This window comes from Actinosynnema sp. NPDC053489 (assembly GCF_044544865.1).
Taxonomy (GTDB): Bacteria; Actinomycetota; Actinomycetes; order Mycobacteriales; family Pseudonocardiaceae; genus Actinosynnema.
Genome location: NZ_JBITXT010000017.1, coordinates 96,169 through 113,594, shown reverse-complemented (window position 1 = coordinate 113,594; position 17,426 = coordinate 96,169). Strand labels below are relative to the sequence as shown.

Sequence of the window (17,426 nt, the reverse complement as noted above, 5' to 3'; positions counted from 1 at the left end):
CCTGCGGGCCACGAGCATCCCGACAGCGCAGCACCCGGCGGCGCGCCCCTACCGGCGTGCGTCATTCCACGTGGGTGGCGCATGCGATTTCACCCGGATGTCCACAAATAGGGCCTACCGCGATTGCCCGAAAAGCGATAGCGCTCCGTTTTCCCACCCGATCGGGTGGAGCGTCGGAGACGGGCACGGGGGCGAGCCGAGGGGCCGGCCGCCTGGTGGGGCGGTCGCCGGGCGGTGGTTCAACCTTTGTGCGAGCTTGAGCGGTCCAGGCGGGAGAGCGCTCCCATTGGTGGCGGTTGTTGTTGAGTTCTGCGGACATCTGTGGATAGATGAACGGAGTTGTGATGGGCCTCATAGTCGAGCCCGAGGAGAGTTCGCATGTCCCCTGCCGCCCGCCGGCTGTCCGCCCTGCTCCTGTCCCTGCTCCTCGCCCCCGTCCTCGCCCTACCCGCGACCGCCGCCGCGCCACCCGCGCACGGCCTGAAGGGCGAGTACTTCCGGATGTCCGCGCCCGGCGCCCGCGACTTCGCCGAGCCGGGCGGCACCACCCTCGACCCCAACGTCGACTTCTCCGACCTGACCGGCACGTTCCAGCAGCTCACCGGCCGCACCGAGCACACCACCGCCCGCTGGACCGGCAGCCTGGCCGCCCCCGCCACCGGCGACTACACCTTCCACGCGATCGGTGACAACGGGTTCCGCCTGTTCCTCGACGGCGCGCCGGTCATCGACCACTGGGTCGGCGACTGGGACGTGGAGCAGCACAGCGCGCCGGTGCGGCTCGTCGCCGGCGAGCGGCACGACTTCCGGATGGAGCTGTTCCAGGACGTGGGCGGCGCCAACCTGCGCCTGCGCTGGTCCGCGCCCGGGCTCGCCGCACAACCGGTGCCCGAGTCGGCGTTCCTCCCGCCCGCCGACTTCCCGGTCTACCCCGTCGGCCTGACCGTCTCGCCGGACGGCCGGCGGCTCGACGCCGTCTTCGACCAGCGGGTCGACGACCTGGGCGACCTCCGCTCGCACCTGCGGGTCGAGGTCGACACCGTGCCGTTCCCGATCGAGTCCGCCGCCGTCGGCCGCCGCGACCGCGCCGAGGTCGTCGTCCGGCTGGGCGCCACCGTGCAGGCACCGCAACGCGTCCGGGTCACCTACGACGGGGAGGGCGGCCTGGTCGTCGGGGGCCGGGCCGTGCCGCGGATCACCCGCACCGCGACCAACACCTCCACCCGGCGCCTCAGGACGCCGTGGGGCGAGCGGGTGGACCGGGACCGGCCGCTGCCGGAGTACCCGCGCCCGCAGCAGGAGCGCGACGAGTGGCTGAACCTCAACGGCCGGTGGGAGTTCTCCGCCGCCACCGAGGGCCAGGCGCCGGTGTTCGGCCGCCGCCTGCCCGAGCGGATCACCGTGCCGTTCCCGGTCGAGTCGCAGCTCTCCGGGCTGGAGCGCCACGAGGACCACATGTTCTACCGCCGCGAGTTCGACGTGCCGCGCGACTGGCGCGTCGGTCGGGGGCAGCGGCTCAGGCTGAACTTCGGCGCGGTCGACCACCACGCCCGCGTGTGGGTGGACGGCACGCCGGTCGCCGAGCACACCGGCGGCTACACCGCGTTCACCGCCGACATCACCGACGCCCTGCGCGGCGGCGGCCGGCACGAGCTGATCGTCGCCGTCACCGACACCACCGGGGACGACCAGCCGATCGGCAAGCAGTCCCGCAACCCCGGCGGCATCGTCTACACGCCGTCTTCGGGCATCTGGCAGACCGTGTGGCTGGAACCCGTGCCGGACAAGGCGATCGACGACGTCAAGACCACCCCGGACCTCGCCAAGAGCGCGCTGACCGTCCGCGTGTCGTCCGCCACGGCCTCGGCGACCGCCCGGGTCACCGCCACCGCCCGCGACAAGCGCGGGAAGGAGGTCGGCGCGGTCACCGGCGCGCCGAACGCCGACCTGGTGCTCCCGGTGCCCGACCCGCACCTGTGGAGCCCCGACGACCCCTACCTGTACGACCTCGACGTGTCCTTGGAGGACGGACGCGACGAGGACCGCGTCCGGAGCTACTTCGGCATGCGCTCCATCGGCGTGCGCGACGTCGCCGGCTTCCCGAAGCTGGTCCTCAACGGCCGACCGGTGTTCTCGCTGGCCATGCTCGACCAGGGCTTCTGGCCCGACGGCCTGAACACCGCACCCGGCGACGAGGCGCTGGCGTGGGACATCAAGGCGCAGAAGGACCTCGGGTTCAACGCGCTGCGCAAGCACATCAAGGTGGAGCCGGCCCGGTGGTACTACCACGCCGACCGGCTGGGCGTGCTGGTGTGGCAGGACTTCGTCAACGTCAACGCCACGAACGAGACCGGCCGGCAGGCGTTCCTCACCGAGGGCGCCCGCACCCTGGAGCAACTGCACGACTCGCCCGCCGTCATCGGGTGGACCGTGTTCAACGAGGGCTGGGGCGAGTGGGACCGGGAGGAGACCGGCCGCATCGCCGAGGCGGTGCGGGCCGCCGACCCGTCGCGGGTGGTCAACGCCCACAGCGGCGTCAACTGCTGCGCGTCCAAGGGCGACTCGGGCAAGGGCGACGTGATCGACCACCACGACTACGGCAACACCGACCCCGCGTGGCCGGACGCCCGCCGCGTCGCGGTGGACGGCGAGCACGGCGGGTTCACCCTGCGCACCCCCGGCCACCAGTGGCCCGGCGCGCCGGCCGTGATCTACAGCGGTGTGGCCGACAGGGCGGCGCTGACCGCCAAGTACGTCGCCAACACCGAGCGGTTCTACCTGGAGGCCGCCGGCGCGGAGCTGTCCGGCTCGGTCTACACGCAGGTCACCGACGTGGAGACCGAGCTGAACGGCCTGTGGACCTACGACCGCCGTGAGCTCAAGGTCGACCCCGGGCCGGTGCGCGAGGTGAACGCGCGGGTCATCGCGGCCGGCGCGGCGGCGGCCGGGCGGACCTACGACGGCCAGGGCTCGTGGTCGCTGGACGGCGACGGCGACGACACCGCGGGCGCCGCGAACCCCGTGTCGCTCTCCGGTGACGCGTCGTGGACGACCGGGGTGCGCGGGCAGGCGCTGCGGTTCGACGGCGACGGCGACTACGCCGAGACCTCCGGACCGGTGCTCGACACCACCGGTTCGTACTCGGTGTCGGCGTGGGTGCGGCTCGACTCGCTGCCCGGCAACTACGCCACCGCCGTCAGCCAGGACGGCCGGCGCGTGGAGAACCCGTTCTACCTGCAGTACGGGCAGGGCAGGTGGGCGTTCAGCGTGCCCGGCGGCCGGCGCGCCACGCTGGCCGCCACCCCGGAACCGGGCCGCTGGTACCACCTGGTCGGCGTCCGCGACGAGGCGGCGGGCGAGACGCGCCTGTACGTCGACGGCGTGCGGGCCGCGGCGATCCCGATCGGGCCGGACGAGGTGAGCACCGGGCCGTTGGCCATCGGTCGCGCCGAGTACGCCGGCGCGCGCACCGACTTCTGGAACGGTGCGGTGGACGAGGTCCGCGCGGTGGACCGGGCCCTCACCGACGGGGAGGTGGCCGAGCAGCACGCCGCCCGCTGATCAACGGGCCCGCTGATCGAACGGGGTGCCGGTGGGCCGCGGGACTCCCCGCGGCCCACCGGCGCGCACGGACTCTTCGTCGCCGCACAACGGCGGTATAACCTGTGCGGATGTGACTCAGTGCGCTTGTCACGCCCGGTGGTCCGCGGCCGGCTCGACGCTCGACGAGGAGGCGCGGTGACCGCACCGGGAGGAGCGGACCTGGCCGGTCTCGTCGACGGCATGGGCGTGGTCGTGTGGGAGGCCGACGTGCCGGCGCGCCGGTTCACGTTCGTCTCGGACAACGTCGCCGCGCTGCTGGGCTACCCGACCGGGCACTGGTACGGCGAACCGGCCGACCTGGCCCGGCTGATCCACCCGGCCGACCGCGCGGACGTGGAGCGCGCCTGGCGGTCGGGCGTCGCCGAGGAGTACTTCGAGCTGGAGTTCCGCGCCACGGCGGCGGACGGGCGGCTGATGTGGTTGCGGTGCCGCGCGCAGGTGGTGCGCGACGGCGGCGGCGCGCCCGTGCGGGTGCGGGGGATGCTCGCCGACGTCACCCGGCGGCGGCTGGGCGAGCAGCGCACCCGGTTCCTCACGGCGCTGGAGCAGCGGTTGCGGCGGGTGGACGACGCCGAGCAGGTCATGGCGGTGGTGACCGGGCTGCTGTGCGAGCACCTCGAAGCCGACCGGTGCGGGTACGCCCTGGTGGAACCCGACGAGGACCACTTCGTCATGAGCGGCGGCCACGCGGTCGGCCTGCCGCCGCTGCGCGGCCGGTTCGCGATGTCGGAGTTCGGCGAGCCCGCGCTGCTCGCGATGCGGGCGGGTCAGCCGTGGGTGGTCACCGACGCCGTCAACGACTCCCGGCTGCGCGACGACGACCGGTCCGCCTACGAGCGCACCGGCATCCGCGCGGTGGTGTCCGTCCCGCTGCTGCGCGGCGGGCGGCTGGTCGCGGGCCTGGCGGTGCACCAGGCGTCGGTGCGGCGGTGGGGACAGGCGGAGGTGGACCTGCTCTCCGAGGTCGTGGGCCGGTGCTGGGACGCGGTGCAGCGGGTGCACGCCGACCGGGCGCGGCACGAGAGCGAGCAGCGGCACCGACTGCTGGTGGAACGCGCCACCGACGCGATCTGGATCCTCGACCGCGACTCGCGGTTCGTCGAGGTCAACCCGGCCGCGTGCGCGTTGCTGGGCCGCACCCGCGACGAGCTGGTGGGCACCGACGCCGCCGACCTGGTGGTGTCCGGCCGGGGCACCGCGGGGGGCGGGGCGGGCGCGGACGTCGTCACCGAGGTGTGGCAGGTGCGGCGCGGCGACGGGACCGTGATCGCCCTGGAGCTGAGCATCCAGATCACGCCGACCGGGTTGCAGGCGATCGGTCGTGACGTGACCGAGCGGCAGCGCGCCGAGGCCGAGCGGGAACTGCTGCTGCGCCGCGAGCACGAGATCGCCGAGGCGCTGCAGCGCAGCCTGCTGCCCCGGGAGCTGCCCGCGTCGGACCGGCTGGCCACCGCGGCGCGGTACCTGCCCGCGTCGACGCACGCCCAGATCGGCGGCGACTGGTACGACGTGCTGGCGCTGGACGAGCGCAGCGTGGCGCTGTGCGTGGGCGACGTCGTGGGAAAGGGACCGGCCGCGGCGGCCGTCATGGGCCAGTTGCGCAGCGCGCTGGCGGGCTACCTGCTCGAAGGCCGGTCGCCGGCCGCGGCGCTGGAACGGCTGGACGTCTTCGCCCGCCGGGTCGGCGGCGCGCTCGGCAGCTCGTGCGCGTGCCTGATCCTGGACTGCGACACCGGGGTGCTGCGGTGGGCGCTGGCCGGGCACCCGCCGCCGCTGGTCGCGGACCCGGCCGGGGCGCGGTTCCTGGCCGGCGGCACCGGACCGGTGCTGGGCTCGCCGGGCGGGCACGGCTACGTGGAGCACGCCGCCGACCTGCCCGAGGGGGCCACCGTCGTGCTCTACACCGACGGCCTGGTGGAACGCCGGGACGTCCCGCTCGACCGCGGCATGGACCGCCTGCTGGCCGTGGTCTCCGACGCCCGCGCCGCCGCGCCCGACGAGCTGACCGACGCCGTCCTCGGCGCGCTGCTCGCCGAGGGCCAGGACGACGACGTGGCCCTCGTCGTCGCGCGCCACCTGCCCCGGCCGCTGCGGGGCACCCTGCCCGCCGTGCCGCCGTCGCTGGCGGTGATGCGCCGTGCCGTGGCCCAGTGGGCGGTCGCGGCGGCGCTGTCGGCCGACCTGCTGGACGACCTGCAACTGGCGCTGGGCGAGGCGGCGGCCAACTCGGTGGACCACGCCTACACCGGGGTGCCTGGGGACTTCGACTACGAGCTGGCCACCACCGCCACGGGTGTGCGCGTCGTCGTCCGCGACTACGGCCGGTGGCGGCCGGTGCCCGCCGACCCCGGGTTCCGCGGTCGCGGCACGGGGATCATCCGGACGCTGGCCGAGCGGGTCACGTTCGACCGGGGCGAGGGCGGCACCACCGTCGACTTCCACCTCGTCGCCGAACCGGGCGCGCCCGCGGCGCCGCCGGCGGCCGTCCCGGCGACCGAGGGGCGGGCCGCGGAGCTGCTCGACCACCCGACCGACGGCGCGCAGTGCGTCCGGCTGACCGGCGACCTCGAGCTGCACACCGTGGAAGGGCTGCGCACGCCCCTGCTGGCCCGCGTCGGCGACACCGACGACCGGCCGGTCGACCTGGACCTCACCGGCCTGCGCTACCTCAGCAGCTCGGGCATCGCCCTCCTGCTCGACGCCGCCGCGACGGCCACCCGCGCGGGCCGCGCGCTGACCGTGACGGTCACCGCGGACTCCGCCCCGGCTCGCGTCCTGTCCGTGTCGGGTCTGGACGACCTCGCCCCGGACTGCCCGCTGACCGTTCGCGCCACCTGATGGTTCGCGCGGTCTGACCGGTTCGCGCTGTTCGGCCCGTTCGGCAGCCCGCACCGTCGTGCTGCCCCGGCGCCACCGCCGGCTGTGACGCTCCGTAGCGGGTCAGGGGGTGTGCGGCGGCCCGTCGCCGGGTCGCGGGCGCCCGAAGCCGGGGCGCAGTCACCGCGGGGAAAGCCTTGTCCGGCGGCGATCGGCGGCCCTAGCGTCCGCCGGACCGGGAAGGAGGTGGACTGTGAACGAGTTCGACCTGAGCTTTGACGTCGAGGACCTGGTCCTCGACGACCTCGCCATCACCACGATGCGTGACGCCGTCGCGTTGCCCGAGACCGGCGCGTCGGCCGGTTCCGGGAGTTGTGCGAGCTCCTGCTGCTGCGTGCCGCCGCAACTGCCCGAACCGACCGGCTGAGCACCCCGCCGGCCCGTCCGCGCCGGGGGCGCCCGCCCGGGCGTCCCCGCCCGCGCACCGTGGAGCGCCCCTTGCCCGATGTCGTCTGCTACTACCACGACCCCGTGAAAGCGCCGCTGCTCCGCGACGCCGTGCTGCCCGCGCTGGCCGAGGCGGAGGCCGCCGGCGCGCGAGGGCACGTCGAGCGGCACTGGTTGCACGGGCCGCACGTGCGCGTCCGGCTGGACGGGGAGGCCGACCTGGTCGCCGAACGGCTGCGCGAGCACCTGGCGGCGCACCCCTCCACCGCGGGCGCGGCGCACGACGAGCTGCTGGCCCGGTCGCGGCGCCAGGGCGTGGCCGAGCTGGTCCCGCCGCCGTACGAGCCGATCCACCCGGACAACACCGTCGTGGTCGAGCCGACCGACTACCGCGGCATCCGGGAGCTGCTCGGCTCGGCGGCGCTGGTGGACCTGAGGGCGCGGGTGCTGCGGCTGGGCGTGCCGGCCGTGCGGGACGCCGTGTCCGCCGACGCCACGCCGACCGCGCGCGTGCGCACGGCGTTGGTCGCGATGGCCGCGCACGCGAGCCGCTACCCCGGCGGCCTGGACCACGGCTACCACTCGTTCCAGTCGCACCTCGAGGACTTCCTGCTGCACAGCGACCCGGACGGCAGGCTGCGCGCCCGCTTCGACCGGGTGTGGGAGGACAACGCGGTGAGCGCCACGGAGACCGTGCGCGCCGTCGCCGAAAACCGCCTGCCCACCCCGTGGACCACGTGGACGACCGCCGCGCGGGAGCTGGTCGAGGTCGTCTACGACCGCGGCGACCTGCCGAGCGGCCACAACCCGCGCCACGGCGAGCGCGCGGTGGAGCTGGGCGAACCGGCGGCCGTCCAGCGCTGGCACCGCGACCACCGCGTCCGCCACAGCGAGTACCACCGGCAACTGCGCGCGGTGGACCTGGACGGCCCGCGCCTGCGCCGACCGGTCACCGTCTACCGGTTCGCCACGAACATGCTCTACCAGCTGCTGGCGGTGTGCGACGTGACCCCGGTCGAGCGCTACCTGGCCGCGAACCTGGTGTCGCGGGCCGTGCAGCGGATCACCGGCGTCGGCTGGTCCGAGCACATCGCCGCGATGGCGGAAGCCGCCCGCTGACCGCTCGTCCCGCGGCGGTGCGGCCAGGGGGTCAGTCCCACCAGAACGTCCACGAGTGGTCGTTCACGAGGCGGTCCGCGTAGGCGGCCAAGGTGTTCGGCGGTTCGCCCTGCCAGACGTTGTCCGGGCAGAACGCGAAGTGCTCGGCGGCGACGGCCATGGCGCTCTCCCGCGTGGTCGGCGGGGCGGCGACGCTCAGCACCAGGGTGGAGAACCCCAGGCCGACCACCCGCGCGCCGAACCGGTCCTCCCAGCTGCGCAGCACGGCCGACACCTCGGCGGTGTCACCGGTGTGGTTGGTCGGGCCCGTCCACCCCACCACGGTCGGCACGTCCGCCCCCCGCTCCGCCGCCACCAGGCCCAGGCGGATCGACGGGTGGCCCGCCACCAGTTGCTCGGCGAGGCCGTCGGCGATGCGCTCCGGGTCCGCGCCCACCGCCGGGGTGGGCGCCAGGCCCGGCCAGGTCCGGCCGAACGGCGCGGTGATCGCGGCGCGTTCCGCGGGCGTCAGCTCGTCCTCCGGGTCCTCCCCGGTGCTCGCCGCCCACCAGTCCGCCAGCAGCGCGGCGGGGTCGTGCTCGCCGGGCGAGGACATCTCGTCCGGCAGCACCTCGCCGTTGCCCCACGGCCGGTACTCCTCGTCCTCGTCGTCCAGCGAGTCCAGCAGCACCGGCCACAGCCCCGACCGGGTGTGCTCGGCGCGCAGCCGGGTCCACAGGCCGGCGGGCGCGGGCGCGTCGCTCAGCCAGAACGCGGGCCGCTCGGGATCACCCTCCTCGGGGACGACCGCGCGGCCGGGCGGCAGGGGCACCGGCAGCGCCCGACCGGTGTCGGCGCCGCCGGCGAACAGCGCGCGGAGGTCGGCGGGCAGCGTCGGCTCGGAGATCATGCCCGGATCGTAGGGCGTGCACCGGTGACCCCGCCCGTTCCGACACGGCCCCTCCCGGGTGGCTCAGAACGCGTAGCGGACGCGCAGGTAGGGCGCGTGCCGGGCGACCAGGGCCAGCAGCTCGTCCAGCAGCTCCCGCTTGAGGCCGCGCCGGTAGCGCACGTTCTCGCCGCCTCCCTCGCTGCGCTTGGCCTCCTGGAGGTCGGGCCGCCACAGCACCTCCTCCGCCCGCGGGTGCCAGCGCAGGTTCACCTCGTGCAGCGCCCGGTTGTGGGTGAGCATGACGACCTCCGCGGCGAGCTGCTCGCGGGTCGCCGCGGAGGTCGCGTCGCCCAACGCCACCAGCAGCTCGCGCCAGTCGTCCAGCCACCCGTCGTGCACGACGACCGGGCTGAGGTTGACGTGCACCTCGTACCCGGCGGCGCGGAAGTCGTCCAGCGCGGCGAGCCGCTCCCCGATCGGGCTGGTGCGGATGTCGAGCAGCTTCGCGGTGCGCTCGGGCATGAGCGAGAACCGGACGCGGGTGCGCCCGCCCGGGTCCCAGCCCAGCAGGTCGCGGTTGACGTGCTTGGTCGCGAACGACGCCTTGGCGGTGGGCAGGCCGCGGAACAACCGGACCAGGTCGCGCACGTTGTCGCTGACCAGCGCGTCCACCGAGCAGTCCGAGTTCTCGCCGATGTCGTACACCCACGCCCGGTCGTCCACCTGCCCCGGTTCGGTCATCGGGCCTCGGCGGGCGACGTGCCGGGCCAGGTAGCCGGTGATCTGCTCGATGTTGGCGAACACCGTGATCGGGTTGGAGTAGCCCTTGCGGCGGGGCACGTAGCAGTACGCGCAGGCCATGGCGCACCCGTTGGCCGTGGACGGCGCGATGAAGTGCGCCGACCGCCCGTTGGGCCGGGCGCTCAGCGACTTCTTCACCCCGAGCACCAGCGCCTCCTGCTTGATGCGCACCCAGCGGCGGGCGTTGGCCTCGTCGCCGTGCAACTCGGGGATGCGCCAGTGGCCGTCGACCTCGACGCGCTCGGCGTCGGGGAACCGGTCGAGCACCTCCCGCCCGCGCGGCAGCCGCGCGGCGGCGGGCTCCACGTAGATGCGGGTGGGGGTGATCAGGGGTTGCGCGCTCACCCCTCCAGTGTCCGAACGGGACCGACGGAACCGGCCTCGCCGCGGGGTTCTGTAAGCAGGTTCACCACCCGTGCGCGGGGTGCCGCGAGCGGCTCCCCGGTCGGGTCGGCCGCGCGAGTTGCCGGTCAAGGTGACCGGTGCTCACACTCTGTAGCCGAGTGTCCGCCTTTCGGCTACGCTTGTTCGGCGATCGGCTGGACTGCCGGTCGTTGTCGGTTCCGCGCGCGGTTGTCGTGCTCAGCCCGGGAGTGGTGTGGCAAGCCAGACCGGCGTGACTGTCGCGCCCACCGACGTACCCGACGTGCGGGCGGGTCTGCGCCGCGTGCGGCGGTGGACCACGGCGTTCGGCTGGGTCGGCGGCGCCGTGTTCGCCGCGCAGTCGGCGTTCGCCGCCCACCGGCTCGTCGGCCTCGCCGTCGCGGTGGTCGTGGTGCTGGTGCTGGCCGGGTGGCTGCTGCGGCCCGGCCGCGACGGGTGGGGCGCCGTGGTCGCCGAGACCGCCGCCATCGTGGCCGGCACCGTCGTGCTGCCCGCGCCGCAGCCGGTCCTGGGCTTCCTGTTCGGCGTCACGCTCCGCCGCATGGTGCTCGACGTCGAGCACCGCTTCCCGGCGCGGGCGCTGGTCCCCGTCCTGGGGTACCTGCTCGGGTTCGCCGCCTGGGAGCTGGGCGGCCGGGCCGCGCCGGGCTCGGCGGCCCTCGCCCCGGCACTGCTGCCGCTGGTCGGCCTGGTCGTCGAGGCGGCCGCCCTGTACGAGACCGCCCGGGCCGCCCGCCTGGCCGACGCCGCCCGGGTCCGCGCCGACCGCGCGCACCGGACCGCCGAGGCCGCCGTGCGCGCCAGCCCGGTGGGGCTGGTGCTGCTGGACGGCGCGGGCAGGCCCGAGCTGTTCAACGACCGCGCCGCCGACCTGCTGGGCTGGGACGGGCCCGGCGTGGTCCCGTGCCCGCACGGCCCCGACCTCACCGCGTGCGCCGAGGGCTGCGCCCGGCCGGGCGCGGAGGCCGCGGAGCTGCGGGTCGACCACGCCGGCGCCACGCTCGCCCTGCACCCCGTCGCCGTCCGGGACGGCGGCCGGTCCGACCGGGTGATGGTGGCCGTCGTGGACGTCACCGCGCGGCGGCGGTGGGAGGACGTGCTGCGCGAGCGCTCCGAGTACGACGAGCTGACCGGGCTGGTGAACCGGCGGCACTTCCTCGAGCTGGCCGACCGGGCGCTGGCGGGCGGCGGCGACGTCGCGCTCCTGCTGATCGACCTCGACCACTTCAAGGAGGTCAACGACGTCCAGGGCCACCAGGCGGGCGACCGGCGCCTGGTCGAGGCGGCCCGGCGCCTGCGCACCGCGACCGGCGGCCGGGACGTGGTCGCCCGGCTGGGCGGCGACGAGTTCGCGGTGCTCACGAGCGACGACGAGGACGGCGTGTGCCGGGCCCGCCGCCTCCTGGACGCGCTGGCCCAGCCCGACGCCGCCGGTGACGCCGCGGTCATCCGGGCCAGCGTCGGCGTCGCCGTGCCCGGCCGGAACGGCACCGGCCGCACCTCCGAGGACCTGCTGCGCGACGCCGACGTGGCGATGTACGTGGCCAAGCGCGAGGGCGGGGGACAGGTCCGGTCGTTCCGCCGCGAGATGGGCGAGGACGTCGCCGCGCGGCAGGAGGACCAGGCCGCCCTGGGCGCCGCGCTGGGCACCGACCAGCTCGTGCTGCACTACCAGCCGATCGTCGGCGTGGCCGCCGCGCGCGCCACGCACGCCGAGGCGCTGGTGCGGTGGCGGCGCCCCGGGCGCGGCCTGCTCGGGCCCGACCGGTTCATCGGCCTGGCCGAGGAGACCGGGCTTATCGTGCCGCTGGGCACGCACGTGCTGCGGGCGGCGTGCGCGCAGGCGGTGCGGTGGCAGGACCGGGGGGTGCGGTTGGGCGTGGCCGTCAACGTCTCGCCCGGCCAGCTGGGCGGCGACCGGTTCCCGCGCGAGGTCGCCGAGCTGCTGGCCGACACCGGCCTGCGACCGGACCGGCTCACCGTCGAGGTCACCGAGTCGGTGTGGGCCGACGAGGACGCCATGCGCGTGCTGATGGCCGTGCGGGAGGCGGGCGTGCGGGTGGCGCTGGACGACTTCGGCACGGGCTACTCGTCGCTGAACTACCTGCGCCGCTACCGGTTCGACCTCGTCAAGATCGACAAGTCGTTCACCGACGGCCTGGGCGAGGACACCCGCACGGAGGGCGTGGTGCGGTGCATCATCGACCTCGCCGCCGCCCTCGGCGCCCGCACCGTCGCCGAGGGCGTCGAAACGCCCACCCAGGCGCAGTGGCTGCGCGAAGCCGGCTGCGACTACCTGCAGGGCTACCTGTTCGGCAAGCCCGACCTGCCGGAGAACTGGCACCCGGACCTGTTCGCCGACGCGCTCACCGTGCCGCGGCCCTGAGCAGTGGCGCTGAGCAGTGGCGCTGAGCAGTGGCGCGCCGCACCGCTTCGACGCGCGCCCGACGGGGTACTGGACGGCATGGTCTCCTCGCTGAACCGGGCCGTGAGCACGCCCCTGCTGTACTTCTTCATCCTGGGCGACATCCTCGGCGCGGGCGTGTACGTGCTGGTCGGGTCGGTCGCGGCCGAGTCCGGCGGAGCGGTGTGGCTGCCCCTGGTGACGGCCCTGGTGCTGGCCGCGCTGACCGCCGCCTCCTACGCGGAGCTGGCCACCAAGTACCCGCGGGCCGGGGGGTCGGCGCACTACGCGACGAAGGCGTTCGGCCCGGCGGTGGGGTCGCTGATCGGGTTCTGCATGCTCGCCGCCGGCGTGGTGTCGGTGGGCGCGCTCGCGCGGGGGTTCGCCGGGGACTACCTGCGCGCCCTGGTCTCCTTGCCGACGGTGGCGGTCGTGGTGGTGTTCCTCGCGCTGTTGGCGCTGCTCAACATCCGGGGCATCAAGGAGTCGCTCGGCGCGAACGTCGTGGCGACGGTCGTCGAGGTCGGCGGCCTGGTGCTGGTCATCGGGCTGGGCGCGTGGTTGATCCTGCGCGGTGACGCCGACCTCGGTCGGCTGGGGGAGTTCGGCACCGGCGGGCAGGGGCTGTTCGGCGCGACGCTGGCGGGAGCGGTGCTGGCCTACTACTCGTTCGTCGGGTTCGAGACGTCGGTGAACCTGGCCGAGGAGGTCAAGGAGCCGCGCCGCTCCTACCCGCGCGCCCTGTTCGGCGCGCTGCTGACCGCCGGCGCGGTGTACCTCCTGATCGGCGTCGTGGCCAGCGCCGCCGTGCCGACCGACCGGCTGGCCGCCTCGACCGGGCCGCTGCTGGAGGTCGTGCGCCTGGCGGGCGGGGTGCCGGAGGGCTTGTTCAGCGTGGTGGCGCTGGTCGCCGTGGCCAACGGGGCGCTGCTGACCGGGATCATGTCGTCCCGCCTGGCCTACGGCATGGCCCGGGACGGCCTGCTGCCGTCCGCGCTGGCCCGCGTCCTGCCGGGCCGCCGCACGCCGTGGGTCGCGATCCTGACGACCTCGGCGGTGTCGCTGGTGCTGGCGCTGACCGGCGAGGTCACCGCCCTGGCCGAGACCCTGGTGCTGTTGCTGCTGGTGGTGTTCGTGGCGGTCAACGCGGCCGTCCTCGTCCTGCGTCGCGACGAGGGCGAGCCCGACCACTTCCGCGTGCCCGTCGTCCTCCCGTGCCTCGGCCTGGCGTCGTGCGTGCTGCTGTTCACCCGCATCGACGGCGCGGTGTGGGTGCGCGGCCTGATCCTGATCGGCCTGGGCGTCGTGCTGGCGGCGGTGAACCTGGTGCGCGCCCGGCGCGGCGCCGCCGTCCCGGCCCGTTAGGCCGTCGTCCGCCTCCTGCCGTCCACGGCGGAGGAGGTCCGGCAGCCCGCCCGCGTACGGCACGGCCGTACGCGGGCGGTTGCGCCGCTCACGGCCGGTTCCGCGCGCGCCGCGGCGCCGACCGGGACACCGCCACGCCCACCAGGCACAGCGCACCGCCGAGGAGGGCCACCGGGCCGGGCACCTCGTCCAGCAGCACCCACGACAGCAGCACCACGATCGCCGGCACCACGTACGTGGTCGCGCCCAGGAGCCCGGTGGTCGTCCGGGACAGCGCGTACGCCCAGGTGTAGAACGCCAGCGCGGTCGGGAACAGGCCCAGGTACACCACCGCGAGCGTGGCGCTCGGCGGCGCGGCGGCCACGTCCACCACCAACCGCCCGGCGAACGGCAGGCAGGCCACCGCGCCGACCAGGCACCCGAACGTCGTGGCCTGGAGCGCGGAGGCGTGCTTCAGCGCGGGCTTCTGCGCCACCACGCCCACCGCGTACCCCGCCGCGGCCAGCAGGCACAGCAGCACCCCGCGCAGGGTGGCCGAGCCGCCGCCGTTGGCCAGCCCGACCGCCGCCGCGCCGGCGAACGCGATCCCCATGCCCACCAGCAGCCGCACCGGGAAGCCCTCGCGCAGCACGAACCCCGCCAGCACCGCCGCCAGGACCGGCCCGGTGCCCACCACCAGCGCGGCCGTGCCCGCGTCCGCGTGCCGCTCACCCCAGTTCAACGTCACCATGTAGAGGGCGAACCAGAACACGCCCGACCCGGCGATCCCCGGCCACGCGGCCCGCGGCGGCAGCCCCTCGCCCCGCGCCACCAGGAGCGCGCCCAGCGCCAGCGCCCCCACCAGGAGCCGCCCCAGCGCCAGCGCGCCCGGCTCGAAGTCCGCGCCCGCGTACCGGATGCCGACGAACGCCGACGCCCACAGCACCATCGTGACCGCGATCGCCAGCAGCACCCGGCCCCCGACGCGCGAGCCGCCGTCCGCCGCCACCGCGGCCTTCCCCGGCGCGCTCACCGCGCCGCCATCGCGCGCAGGTCGCCGCGGCGCAACTTGCCCGTGGGCGTGCGGGGCAGTTCGGGCACGAACATCACGTCCTCCGGAACCTTGTACCAGGTGAGCGCTCGCCTGGCAGTCTCCAACAACTGCTCGCGCACCCGCTCCGGCGACGCGCCCTCGCGCAGCGCCACGAACGCCCGCAGCGCGGTCACGCCCGTCCCGCGCCGCGCCGAGCACACGCCGGCCTCCCGCACGTCGGGGTGGCGTACCAGCAGGTCCTCGATCTCCGTCGGGTGCACGTTCTGCCCGCCGACGATCTCGATGTCGTCCAACCGGCCGTGCAGGCGCACGAACCCGTCCTCGTCCACGGTCGCCGCGTCACCGGTCGCGTACCAGGAGGTGACGCGCTCCGGCGCGTCCGTGCCGCTGCGCCCGCCGCGCACGATCGACGGCCCGGCCACCTCCAGCGACCCCTCCACGCCCGCGGGCACCTCCGCGCCGCCCTGGTCCACCACCCGCAACCGGTACGGCGGCAGGACGCGACCGATGGTCGACGCCCGGCTCGCGCCGGGGGCGTTGGCGACCAGCGCGTGCCCGGTCTCGGTGGTGCCGAAGACGTTCAGCAGCCGCTCGCCCAGGACCTCCCGCAGCCGCGCCTCCAGCGCCTCGGGCAGCACCTCGCCCGCCACCAGCGCCAGCCGCAGCCGCGACAGCACGCCGTGGCGGGGGTGGCCGAGCAGGCGGGCGTAGAAGCTGGGCTGCCCGTAGAACACCGTGACGCCGTGCCGCTCGATCAGCCGCAGGGCGTCGTCCTCGGTCGCCCGCGTCGGCGACAGCACCGCGGTGCCGCCGCGGTGCAGCGGGAAGAACAGCGAGTTGCCCAGCCCGTAGACGAAGTACAGGCGGGACACGGAGAACGTCACCTCGCCGGGCCTGATGCCCACGACGGAGGCGATGGCCCGCTCGAACACCGCCGGGTCGCCGTGGGAGTGCACGACCAGCTTCGGCGCGCCGGTCGTCCCGGAGGTGAAGGCGCCGAAGGCGGGGGAGAGGGCGTCGACGTCCGCGCAGGGCGGCGCGGGCGCGTCCACCGCCAGCTCCGCCGCGGTGATCGTGGCGGGCAGCACCGAACCCGGCGCGGACACCACGGCGTCGGGCCGCGCGATCCCGGCGGCCTGGCGCAGTTCGTCCTGGTGCAGGTCGACGTTCACCGGCACGGCCACCGCGCCGATCCACAGCGCGCCGAGGAACGCCCGGACCAGTTCGACGCCGTCCGGCAGCGCCAGCAGCACCCGGCTGCCCCGGCCGAGCCCGCGGGCGGCGAACGCGGCCGCGGCCCGCCCCGCGCCCCGGTAGACCTCGGCGTAGGTGTGCGCCACGCCGTCGACCAGGTAGGCGGGGCGGTCGGACCAGCCGTGCACCGCCGCCAGGGCGGTCAACCGGGCCACCAGGTTGCCGTGCTCGAGGTCGTGGTCCCGGCCGACCGGGGCCGGTGGCGCGGTCGTCACGTCGACCCCCCGTCCCGGGGGCGGCAGATGCCCTCGACCTCCACCAGGAGGTCGGGGCGGCACACGTCCACGTTGAGGTAGACCACCTCGGCGTCGGGGGACAGCGACTCCGCGCACCGCGCCCGCACGGCCGGCAGGTCCGCGGCGTCGCGCACGAAGACCTTCACCAGGTCCAGGTCGGTCAGCGAGTACCCGCCGCCGACGCCGTGGCGGTGCAGGTTCGACTCGCCGATCAGGTCCGCGATGTTGCCGAGCGTGACCTCGACCTGGCCGAGCACGTCGTCCCGGCGCACCGTCTCGTCGCCGATGATGCTGGCCGTCCCCGACACGTAGAGCGTGCCCCGGGAATCGGTACCGGAGCCCAGCCAGGTGGCCCGCGCGAAACTCGGCGACTTCCGCCCGTACTGCTCCGGGTACTCGTACGCCGGAGTCTGCCTCGGGTTTTCCAAGTGCACCGGATTAATGTCACGGCCAGACATGAAATACAGCGTGACGCCTCGGGAGCGGGTGCCTATGCCGGTCGCCGCCGGAATGGAACCGACCCGGCCCGCCCACTCCTCGAACGCCTCGGCGCGGCCCACGCAGAAGTCGCGGTAGATCTCCTCGCCCTCGTCGTTGGGGTCGATGATGCCGCCCACGAGGTTCCACATGCGGAACAACCGCGGGTAGTTCAACCGGGTGATGAGGTCGAACGCCGAGCGGTACGCCTCGCGCACCGCGTCCCGGTACACGCCGCGCTCCTCCACGCGGACTGCGCAGAACAGGTGCTCGCCGTCCTCGGCGTAGACCAGGTCGCCCGCCGTGCCCGCGCGAACGGGCAGGTCGGTGCGCCAGACCTCGTCGAACGGCTCGCCGTCGGGCGCGGTCATGTGGACGCCCACGCGGGGGGCGCCGTCATGCAGGGCGGGTGGTGCGTCGTGCCGCTGGTAGGCCACGCGGGCCAGCACGTGCCCGCCGCCGTCGTCCTCTCCGGGGCGCGTGAAGGCGCACCGCACGCCGCGCCGGGCCGTCCAACTGGTGGTCGTCACCGTCTCTCCGTCCCCACCCCGCGCCGGAGCCGCGCCCGATGCGGGAATGGTGTGCAGGGGTGGAACGGGCAGGGGAGGTCGGGAA

At 75.2% G+C, this 17,426-nt stretch carries 11 protein-coding genes; 6 read left to right on the top strand and 5 right to left on the bottom strand.

The window, feature by feature from the left end; genetic code table 11:
* Positions 1-378 precede the first annotated feature (378 nt).
* The 4 genes from ACIGNX_RS30520 (at position 379) to ACIGNX_RS30505 (ending at position 7,986) form a co-directional block, all read left to right on the top strand.
* A complete protein-coding gene (locus tag ACIGNX_RS30520) occupies positions 379-3,561 on the top strand; it encodes a LamG-like jellyroll fold domain-containing protein (protein WP_396544281.1) in 3,183 nt (1,060 codons plus the stop codon).
* 177 nt (positions 3,562-3,738) lie between these two features.
* Positions 3,739-6,441, top strand: coding sequence for a SpoIIE family protein phosphatase (locus tag ACIGNX_RS30515; RefSeq protein ID WP_396544280.1), 2,703 nt, complete (start codon positions 3,739-3,741; stop codon positions 6,439-6,441).
* A gap of 232 nt (positions 6,442-6,673) precedes the next feature.
* Complete coding sequence (locus ACIGNX_RS30510) at positions 6,674-6,847, top strand: thiazolylpeptide-type bacteriocin (RefSeq protein WP_396544279.1); 174 nt, start codon at positions 6,674-6,676, stop codon at positions 6,845-6,847.
* Between the two features lie 71 nt (positions 6,848-6,918).
* Positions 6,919-7,986 (top strand): lantibiotic dehydratase C-terminal domain-containing protein, encoded by a 1,068-nt coding sequence (locus ACIGNX_RS30505; protein WP_396544278.1) that lies wholly within the window; start codon positions 6,919-6,921, stop codon positions 7,984-7,986.
* Positions 7,987-8,017: 31 nt separating this feature from the next.
* On the opposite strand, the gene ACIGNX_RS30500 is transcribed toward ACIGNX_RS30505, so the two are convergent.
* Together ACIGNX_RS30500 and ACIGNX_RS30495 are read right to left on the bottom strand one after the other, a co-directional pair.
* Positions 8,018-8,875, bottom strand: coding sequence for a DUF4253 domain-containing protein (locus tag ACIGNX_RS30500; RefSeq protein ID WP_396544277.1), 858 nt, complete (start codon positions 8,873-8,875; stop codon positions 8,018-8,020).
* A 63-nt stretch (positions 8,876-8,938) separates the two neighbouring features.
* Positions 8,939-10,003 carry a spore photoproduct lyase family protein gene (locus ACIGNX_RS30495; RefSeq protein ID WP_396544276.1) on the bottom strand — a complete coding sequence of 355 codons (1,065 nt, stop codon included), beginning with the start codon at positions 10,001-10,003 and terminating at the stop codon, positions 8,939-8,941.
* A gap of 271 nt (positions 10,004-10,274) precedes the next feature.
* Here ACIGNX_RS30495 and ACIGNX_RS30490 point away from each other — a divergent pair, with 271 nt between their 5' ends.
* Together ACIGNX_RS30490 and ACIGNX_RS30485 are read left to right on the top strand one after the other, a co-directional pair.
* Positions 10,275-12,428, top strand: a complete 2,154-nt coding sequence (locus ACIGNX_RS30490; RefSeq protein ID WP_396544275.1) for a putative bifunctional diguanylate cyclase/phosphodiesterase — start codon at positions 10,275-10,277, stop codon at positions 12,426-12,428.
* A gap of 78 nt (positions 12,429-12,506) precedes the next feature.
* On the top strand, positions 12,507-13,811 hold the full coding sequence (locus ACIGNX_RS30485; RefSeq protein WP_396544274.1) for an APC family permease: 1,305 nt from the start codon (positions 12,507-12,509) through the stop codon (positions 13,809-13,811).
* 88 nt (positions 13,812-13,899) lie between these two features.
* Here the strand turns inward: ACIGNX_RS30485 and ACIGNX_RS30480 are convergent, their stop codons facing one another.
* From ACIGNX_RS30480 to ACIGNX_RS30470, 3 genes are read right to left on the bottom strand one after another with little or no spacing between them, the layout of a single operon-like run.
* A complete protein-coding gene (locus ACIGNX_RS30480) occupies positions 13,900-14,799 on the bottom strand; it encodes a DMT family transporter (RefSeq protein ID WP_396544324.1) in 900 nt (299 codons plus the stop codon).
* Between the two features lie 20 nt (positions 14,800-14,819).
* Positions 14,820-16,313, bottom strand: coding sequence for a class I adenylate-forming enzyme family protein (locus ACIGNX_RS30475; protein WP_396544273.1), 1,494 nt, complete (start codon positions 16,311-16,313; stop codon positions 14,820-14,822).
* The gene (locus ACIGNX_RS30470) at positions 16,310-17,341 is read right to left on the bottom strand and encodes an FkbO/Hyg5 family chorismatase (RefSeq protein ID WP_396544272.1); all 1,032 of its coding nucleotides are present in this window, start codon (positions 17,339-17,341) and stop codon (positions 16,310-16,312) included. The genes ACIGNX_RS30475 and ACIGNX_RS30470 overlap by 4 nt, the downstream gene beginning before the upstream one ends.
* Between the last annotated feature and the right edge of the window lie 85 nt (positions 17,342-17,426).

What these genes read in the sequence shown, in the direction of transcription:
- ACIGNX_RS30520 (WP_396544281.1), top strand. Translation starts at nt 379, where the DNA reads ATGTCCCCTGCCGCCCGCCGGCTGTCCGCCCTGCTCCTGTCCCTGCTC.
- ACIGNX_RS30500 (WP_396544277.1), bottom strand. Translation starts at nt 8,875, where the DNA reads ATGATCTCCGAGCCGACGCTGCCCGCCGACCTCCGCGCGCTGTTCGCC.
- ACIGNX_RS30485 (WP_396544274.1), top strand. Translation starts at nt 12,507, where the DNA reads ATGGTCTCCTCGCTGAACCGGGCCGTGAGCACGCCCCTGCTGTACTTC.